The organism is Methylobacterium sp. (genome assembly GCF_019745455.1).
GTDB lineage: Bacteria > Pseudomonadota > Alphaproteobacteria > Rhizobiales > Beijerinckiaceae > Methylobacterium.
The window spans coordinates 118,890-126,001 of record NZ_JAIETD010000017.1; the positions used below are offsets into that span (position 1 = coordinate 118,890).

General features: G+C 63.8%; 7 protein-coding genes. 5 read left to right on the forward strand and 2 right to left on the reverse strand.

Annotated features, from left to right (window positions below; translation table 11 throughout):
- Positions 1-7 precede the first annotated feature (7 nt).
- Together ftsH and glmM are read left to right on the forward strand one after the other, a co-directional pair.
- Positions 8-1,927: an ATP-dependent zinc metalloprotease FtsH gene (ftsH, locus tag K2Y56_RS02760; protein WP_292504695.1), complete on the forward strand. Its 1,920-nt coding sequence runs from the start codon at positions 8-10 to the stop codon at positions 1,925-1,927.
- 237 nt (positions 1,928-2,164) lie between these two features.
- On the forward strand, positions 2,165-3,517 hold the full coding sequence (gene glmM, locus K2Y56_RS02765; RefSeq protein WP_292504699.1) for a phosphoglucosamine mutase: 1,353 nt from the start codon (positions 2,165-2,167) through the stop codon (positions 3,515-3,517).
- 13 nt (positions 3,518-3,530) lie between these two features.
- Here the strand turns inward: glmM and K2Y56_RS02770 are convergent, their stop codons facing one another.
- Positions 3,531-3,860, reverse strand: coding sequence for an MmcQ/YjbR family DNA-binding protein (locus tag K2Y56_RS02770; protein WP_292504701.1), 330 nt, complete (start codon positions 3,858-3,860; stop codon positions 3,531-3,533).
- Positions 3,861-4,133: 273 nt separating this feature from the next.
- On the opposite strand from K2Y56_RS02770, the gene K2Y56_RS02775 reads away from it, so the two are divergent.
- From K2Y56_RS02775 to K2Y56_RS02785, 3 genes are all read left to right on the forward strand, one after another.
- Positions 4,134-5,012 (forward strand): outer membrane beta-barrel protein, encoded by an 879-nt coding sequence (locus K2Y56_RS02775; protein WP_292504703.1) that lies wholly within the window; start codon positions 4,134-4,136, stop codon positions 5,010-5,012.
- A 209-nt stretch (positions 5,013-5,221) separates the two neighbouring features.
- Positions 5,222-6,118, forward strand: a complete 897-nt coding sequence (locus K2Y56_RS02780) for an outer membrane beta-barrel protein (RefSeq protein WP_292504705.1) — start codon at positions 5,222-5,224, stop codon at positions 6,116-6,118.
- A gap of 36 nt (positions 6,119-6,154) precedes the next feature.
- Entirely contained in the window at positions 6,155-6,466 is a 312-nt protein-coding gene (locus K2Y56_RS02785) for a hypothetical protein (protein ID WP_292504707.1), read from the forward strand.
- A gap of 7 nt (positions 6,467-6,473) precedes the next feature.
- On the opposite strand, the gene K2Y56_RS02790 is transcribed toward K2Y56_RS02785, so the two are convergent.
- Positions 6,474-7,022: an HNH endonuclease gene (locus tag K2Y56_RS02790; protein WP_292504710.1), complete on the reverse strand. Its 549-nt coding sequence runs from the start codon at positions 7,020-7,022 to the stop codon at positions 6,474-6,476.
- Positions 7,023-7,112: the final 90 nt, after the last annotated feature.

Sequence of the window (7,112 nt, forward strand, 5' to 3'; positions counted from 1 at the left end):
TTGATCGATGAACCCCAATTTCCGCAATTTCGCCCTGTGGGTCGTCATCTTCCTTCTCGTCCTCGCGCTCGTGACCCTGTTCCAGAACCCGGGTCACCGCGGCGGCGGAAGCGAGATCGCCTACAGCCAGCTCCTTAACGACGCGGACGCCGGCAAGATCCAGACGGTGGTGATCTCAGGCCAGGACGTCAGCGGCACCTATGTCGGCGGCGGCAACTTCACCTCCTACGCCCCGAACGACCCGATGCTGGTGACGAAGCTCCAGAGCAAGGGCGTCCAGATCACGGCACGTCCGCCTTCGGACAACACCCCCTGGTTCATCCAGCTGCTGGTCAGCTGGCTGCCGATTCTCGTCTTCATCGGTGCATGGATCTTCCTGTCGCGCCAGATGCAATCGGGCGCCGGCCGCGCCATGGGCTTCGGCAAATCGAAGGCCAAGCTCCTCACCGAGGCCTCGGGCCGCGTCAGCTTCGACGACGTGGCCGGCGTCGAGGAGGCCAAGGAGGATCTTCAGGAAATCGTCGAGTTCCTGCGCGATCCGCAGAAGTTCCAGCGGCTCGGCGGGCGCATCCCGCGCGGCGTGCTCCTCGTCGGCCCCCCCGGCACGGGTAAGACCCTGATCGCTCGGGCGGTCGCGGGTGAAGCCAACGTGCCGTTCTTCACGATCTCGGGCTCCGACTTCGTCGAGATGTTCGTCGGCGTTGGTGCGAGCCGCGTACGCGACATGTTCGAGCAGGCCAAGAAGAACGCTCCCTGCATCATCTTCATCGACGAGATCGACGCGGTGGGTCGCCACCGCGGCGCGGGTCTCGGCGGCGGCAACGACGAGCGCGAGCAGACCCTCAACCAGCTCCTCGTGGAGATGGACGGGTTCGAGGCGAACGAGGGCGTGATCATCATCGCGGCCACCAACCGTCCCGACGTGCTCGACCCCGCGTTGCTGCGTCCGGGTCGGTTCGATCGCCAGATCATGGTGCCGAACCCCGACGTCGTCGGCCGTGAGCGCATCCTGCGCGTTCACGTCCGCAAGGTGCCGCTGGCTCCGGACGTCGACCTCAAGGTAATCGCGCGCGGCACGCCGGGTTTCTCGGGCGCCGACCTGATGAACCTCGTCAACGAATCCGCGCTCCTCGCCGCCCGTCGCGGCAAGCGCATCGTGACGATGCACGAGTTCGAGGATGCCAAGGACAAGGTCATGATGGGCGCCGAGCGGCGTACCCTGGTCATGACCGAGGACGAGAAGCGGCTCACCGCCTATCACGAGGGCGGCCACGCCATCGTCGCCTTCAACGTGCCGGCCACCGATCCCGTCCATAAGGCGACGATCATCCCGCGTGGCCGAGCGCTCGGCATGGTCATGCAGCTTCCCGAGCGTGACAAGCTCTCGATGTCGTTCGAGCAGATGACCTCGCGTCTCGCCATCATGATGGGCGGCCGCATCGCCGAGGAAATGACCTTCGGTGCCGACAAGGTGACGTCCGGCGCCCAGTCCGACATCGAGCAGGCCACGCGCCTCGCCCGCATGATGGTGACCCGTTGGGGCTTCTCGCCCGAGCTCGGCACCGTGGCCTACGGCGAGAACAACGACGAGGTCTTCCTCGGCATGTCGATGGGCCGCCAGCAGACCGTCTCGGAGGCCACCGCGCAGAAGATCGATGCGGAAGTCCGTCGTCTCGTCGAAAGCGGTCTGGAGGAAGCCCGCCGCATCCTCGCCGAGCACAAGGACGACCTCGAGACCCTGGCGCAGGGCCTTCTTGAATACGAGACCCTGTCGGGCGACGAGATCAAGGGTCTTCTGGCCGGCAAGCCACCGATCCGCGACGCCGGCGACGGTCCGACCTCGATCCGAGGTTCGTCTGTACCATCAGCCGGCCGTGGTAGGCCGCGCGAGAGCGACGGCGGGCTGGAGCCTCAGCCTCAGGCGTGATCTCACGACGCAGAACATCGAGGGCGGCGGGAGCGATCCCGCCGCCCTTTCGCGTGGCGCAGCGGATCGAAGACTGAATGCGATCCCCTTCACCTGGCGGGGAGGAGAGGAGCATCAGCGTCTGACCTGCGGCGGCACCCGAGCGCTTCGCCGAGTTCACCATCGATTCGCCACGCTTGGATACCAGCCGTCTACGGAGATGCATTAGAAGAGGCCGGCAAACCGGGGACGAACCACGTGCGCAAGTATTTCGGGACCGACGGAATCCGTGGCCTCGCCAACGGCGTGATCACGCCGGAACTCGCCCTCAAGGTCGGTCAGGCGGCCGGCTTGGTGTTTCAGCGCGGCGACCATCGCCATCGCGTCGTGATCGGCAAGGACACGCGGCTGTCGGGCTACATGATCGAGACCGCGCTCATCGCCGGCTTCACCTCGGTGGGGATGGACGTGCTCCAACTCGGCCCGATGCCGACACCGGCGGTGGCGATGCTGACGCGCTCGATGCGGGCCGATATCGGCGTGATGATCTCGGCCTCGCACAACGCCTACGAGGACAACGGCATCAAGCTGTTCGGTCCCGACGGCTTCAAGCTCTCCGATGAGGTCGAGCGCGAGATCGAGACGTTGCTCGACGGTCAACTGCACAAGCGCCTCGCCGGCTCCCTCGATATCGGACGCGCCAAGCGCATCGAGAGCGTCCATGCCCGCTATATCGAGTTCGCCAAGCGCACGCTGCCGCGCCAGGTCACCCTCGACGGATTGCGGGTGGTAGTCGATTGCGCCAACGGCGCCGGCTACCGCGTCGCGCCCGAGACCCTGTGGGAGCTCGGCGCGGAGGTCATCGCCATCGGCGTCGAGCCCGACGGCTTCAACATCAACCGCGGCGTCGGCTCGACGGCGCCTGCCGCGCTCACCGCGAAGGTCCGCGAGTTGCGCGCCGATATCGGCATCGCCCTCGACGGCGACGCCGACCGGGTGCTCATCGTCGACGAAAAGGGCCACACCGTCGACGGCGACCAGCTGATGGCGGTGGTGGCGCGTTCGTGGAAGGAGGACGAGCGGCTCACGAAACCGGGTCTCGTGGCGACGATCATGTCCAACCTCGGGCTGGAGCGCTACCTCGGCGGCATCGGGCTCACGCTCGCGCGCACCGCGGTCGGCGACCGCTACGTCCTCGAACACATGCGCGAGCACGGCTACAACCTCGGCGGAGAGCAATCCGGCCACATCATCATGTCGGACTATGCCACCACCGGCGACGGCCTCGTGGCGGCACTCCAGGTGCTGAGCGTCGTTCAGCGGCAGGGCCGCCCCGTGAGCGAGGTCTGCCATTGCTTCGATCCGCTGCCGCAGATCCTGCGCAATGTCTGTTATTCCTCGGGCGAGCCCCTGGAGCACGAGTCGGTGGTCAGCGCCATCGCCGAAGCCAGGGCGCGCCTCGGCAATTCGGGCCGTCTCGTCATCCGTCCCTCGGGCACCGAGCCGGTGATCCGCGTGATGGCAGAGGGCGACGACCGCAGCCTCGTCTCGACGGTGGTCGACGAGGTCGTCGACGCTGTCGCGAGGGTCTCGGCGAAAGCGGCCGCCTGAGCCGAGGCCGGCCTCAATTCGACTCGTCGAGGAGTGAGGGCGCGAGCCTTCGCCAAGCGGCCAGAAGGATCCCGCGCATGGCCTCTTCGTCGATGTCGAAGAGATCGACACTCGTCCATCCGCGTCGCCCCCATGCGCCGGGGACAGGCTCGAGCATGCCAGGGGCGACGTCGTCGAGGGCGGTGCGATCGGCATCCGAGAGCCGCACGACGATACGCTCCTCCTCGACCCACAAGGTCGCGAAGATCCGGCCGCCGAGGCGGAAATCGGGACGGCCCTGGTGAGCGCCTTCGCTCACCTCCGGCAGGCTCAGCGCCAGGGCGCGGACCTCCTGTACATGCATTGATGATCGGCCTTCTGGATCGGCGGGTAGAGTGGAGAGCGTCGAGCGAAGTGCTGGCGCCGGGGTCTCAACGTGTTTCGGTGCTCCCGCTACGATTGCGAAATCGATCGATTGCTTTTCGTTACGACGCGCCGCGTAGGCGCAAGATTGCAACGATCCGGCAAGGATAAGTTTTAACGTTAAGTGTCATTTAACCTCTCGCGGACATCCTCCAAATCGTCATCCAGGCCGGCATCCGAGCTTCCGGCACGCAATCGAGTTGAAGGACATCCCATGCGCCGCCTCAAGCTGCCAGCTTTGGCGCGCTCGATCACGCTCCTTGTGAGCGTGGGAGCGCCCTGCCTCGCCCATGCCGCCGACCTCCTGCCTCCACTGCCGCCCGAGCCGCTTCCGCCGCCTGTCGAGATCGGCGGTGGCTGGTACCTGCGTGGCGATGTCGGGGTCGGCGCTGTCGATATCGGCAAAGCCAAGACCAAACTCCTGCGCGGCAACTTGCCGGACGGCTACGCCTACGACCAGCTCGGCGCGGGTGACCAGTTCTTCGCCGGCGGCGGCGTCGGCTACGGCTTCGGCTTCTTCAGAGGCGATGTCACGGCCGAGTATCGCGGGGGCACCAAGCTCTATGCGGTGGACCGTTTCAACGGCTTCTTCCCCGATGGCACGCGTGGCATCGGCGTCAACAAGTACGACGGAAAACTCTCCAGCGTTCTCGTGATGGCCAACGGCTACATCGATCTCGGCACCTGGCATGGCGTTACGCCCTTCGTCGGTGGCGGCGTCGGCTACGCCTACCATACGATCTCGAACTTCAGCGATGTCGGCGCCGGTACTGCGCTCGGCGGCTTCGGCACCGCACCGGACAAGCATTCGGGCAGCTTCGCATGGGCGGCGCATGCCGGCCTCGCCTACAGCGTGACCCCGAACGTCCAGCTCGAGTTGGCCTACCGCTACCTGAACATGGGCCAGGCGAAGACCGGAAACGTGGCCTGCATCAACGACCCGGGCTGCTCGCTCGCGAGCTACAGCTTCAAGGACATCACCTCGCAGGACGTGAAGATCGGCATGCGCTGGCTTCTCGGCGGCGTCGGCGTGGCCGCCCTGCCGCCGCTGGCTCCGAGCTACGAGCCGGCCCCGCTGGTGCGCAAGTACTGAGATCCCGGCCCGAACAAGGCCGGCAACCAAAAAAGGCGGTGCGGACATCATGTCCACGCCGCCTTTTTGTTGTTCAGCATCGGGCTCGCCGCAACTGCTGCACGAGACCGTAAAAGCAGCTTTCGCAACACACTGTTAAGGTTACTCAACTACAACGGTTCTACAGGCTCAGCAGACCTCCGTTGAGGCGACGCCTTGAGGACGAAACCATGCGTACCCTGACTGTTTCCCTTCTGGCAGGTTTGAGTTCCCTCGGCGTCCCGGCAGCCCAGGCGGCCGATCTCGATTACGGCGTGCTTCGCGGCCCTGAATACGAGACAGTGGAACCAGCGATCGACTGGAGCGGCGTGTATGTCGGCGGGCATGTTGGAATTACATCAACATCACAAAAATATCCAAACACCTTTGGGCAAGTAGCAGCTGACTATTTCTCGAAGACGCCAGAGGATTTCTTTTTCAGATCAGCCGCTCAAAGCGCTGTAAATAGCCTAAATGTTTTCGAAAAGAGAACCTCAGATACCGGGTACGGAGTGTATCTTGGCTACAATTTCCAGTTCGATGAAACCGTTCTCGGCTTCGAATTTGACTACACGAAACTTGATGCTCTAGGTAAATCACAAGACACCATTAATACAAGTTTTCTAGAAAATGGGTTGAATAGAAGAATAAGTCTGAATGTGAACGGGACTGCGTCAACAGAGCTGCTCGACTATGGTACAGCGCGTGTCCGCGCCGGCTATGCGATCGGCAGCTTTCTGCCGTTCGTCACGGGCGGCCTCGCGATCGGACGAGCCAGGGTCGGCCAGCAAGTTGCTATCAACGCATCTGATCCAGCTTACAATAGATTAATATCTGATCGAAACGTAAACGGATCTACGTCGACTTTTTTGGTTAATGCAGGGCTCGGTAGTTACTATAAAACTAAAGTCGTCGCAGGATTAGCTCTCGGTGCTGGACTTGAATATGCCCTAACACAAAACATTGTCCTTCGTGGCGAATATCAATACATCCTTTTTGACGCATTTGACGGCACTGCAAATAGCAATGCGTCGGTACGTGGCGTCAACGTCAACACCGTTCGCGGCGGCGCCGCCGTTAAATTTTAATGTAGAGCGACGGCGGTTAATACGAGCAAGTGTCAGATGTCGCGTTTGAAGCGTCGCGTCACACTCAGCAAGGACTTTCTTATGATCCGCACCTTCTTCCTTGCTGTTGCCGTGACCCTCGCTCTCGGCGCAACAGCTCAGGCCGATGGCTTCGAGCAAGGCCGCGAGCAGGGTTACGGCGCCCCGAGGCTTCACCGCGCGGTCCATGCCCACCGCCAGCACCACGTCCGCCGCTACCTGCCGCGTCGGGCCTACCGCCCCGCCTTCGTCGGCGGGGTCGAGCCCGGCCGGCTCACGGACAATCCCAACGTTCCGATCTACAACATCCCGCCCAAGCGCTTTCCCTGACTGAGGATCAGCTCTCGAGCTCGCTGTCCCAGTAGAGATAGTCGAGCCAGGTGTGATGGTATTCGCGGTGGTCGAATTCCGGCTGGCGGTGGTGGAGCTCGTACCGGGTCGGCCGGCGCGGCTCGTTGAGGAGCGGCATGTCGGCTTCCGCCGGGGTCCGGTTCGCCTTGCGCAGGTTGCAGGGCGAACAGGCGGCGACGACGTTCTCCCAGCTCGACAACCCGCCGCGCGAGCGCGGGATCACATGGTCGAAGGTCAGCCCGCCCGAGGGCAGGCGCAGGCCGCAATACTGGCACGAGAAGGTGTCGCGCAGGTAGATGTTGTAGCGGGTGAAGGCCGGGCTGCGCGCCAGCGTGACGTAGTTCTTGAGCGCCACCACGCTCGGCACCTTGAGCGACCGGCTCGGCGAGCGCGCCTCGGTATCGTAGCTCGCCACCAGGGTGACACGGTCGAGGAACAGCGCGGTGAAAGCGTCCTTCCAGGACCAGAGCGAGAGCGGATTGTAGGAGAGCGGCCGGTAATCCGCGTTCAGCACGAGCGTTTGGAGATCGAGCATCGGCGCTACTCTCTGTACGGTTCGTGGAAGGGGCGACGCGGCGCACCCATGGCGCTGGCAGCCCCCACGGCATCGAAGAGCGTCATCCGC

Bases quoted from the DNA above. Each gene is read 5' to 3' on its own strand.
- K2Y56_RS02790 (WP_292504710.1), bottom strand. From the start codon at position 7,022: ATGCTCGATCTCCAAACGCTCGTGCTGAACGCGGATTACCGGCCGCTC.
- K2Y56_RS02770 (WP_292504701.1), bottom strand. From the start codon at position 3,860: ATGCATGTACAGGAGGTCCGCGCCCTGGCGCTGAGCCTGCCGGAGGTG.
- K2Y56_RS02775 (WP_292504703.1), top strand. From the start codon at position 4,134: ATGCGCCGCCTCAAGCTGCCAGCTTTGGCGCGCTCGATCACGCTCCTT.
- K2Y56_RS02780 (WP_292504705.1), top strand. From the start codon at position 5,222: ATGCGTACCCTGACTGTTTCCCTTCTGGCAGGTTTGAGTTCCCTCGGC.
- K2Y56_RS02785 (WP_292504707.1), top strand. From the start codon at position 6,155: ATGTCGCGTTTGAAGCGTCGCGTCACACTCAGCAAGGACTTTCTTATG.
- ftsH (WP_292504695.1), top strand. From the start codon at position 8: ATGAACCCCAATTTCCGCAATTTCGCCCTGTGGGTCGTCATCTTCCTT.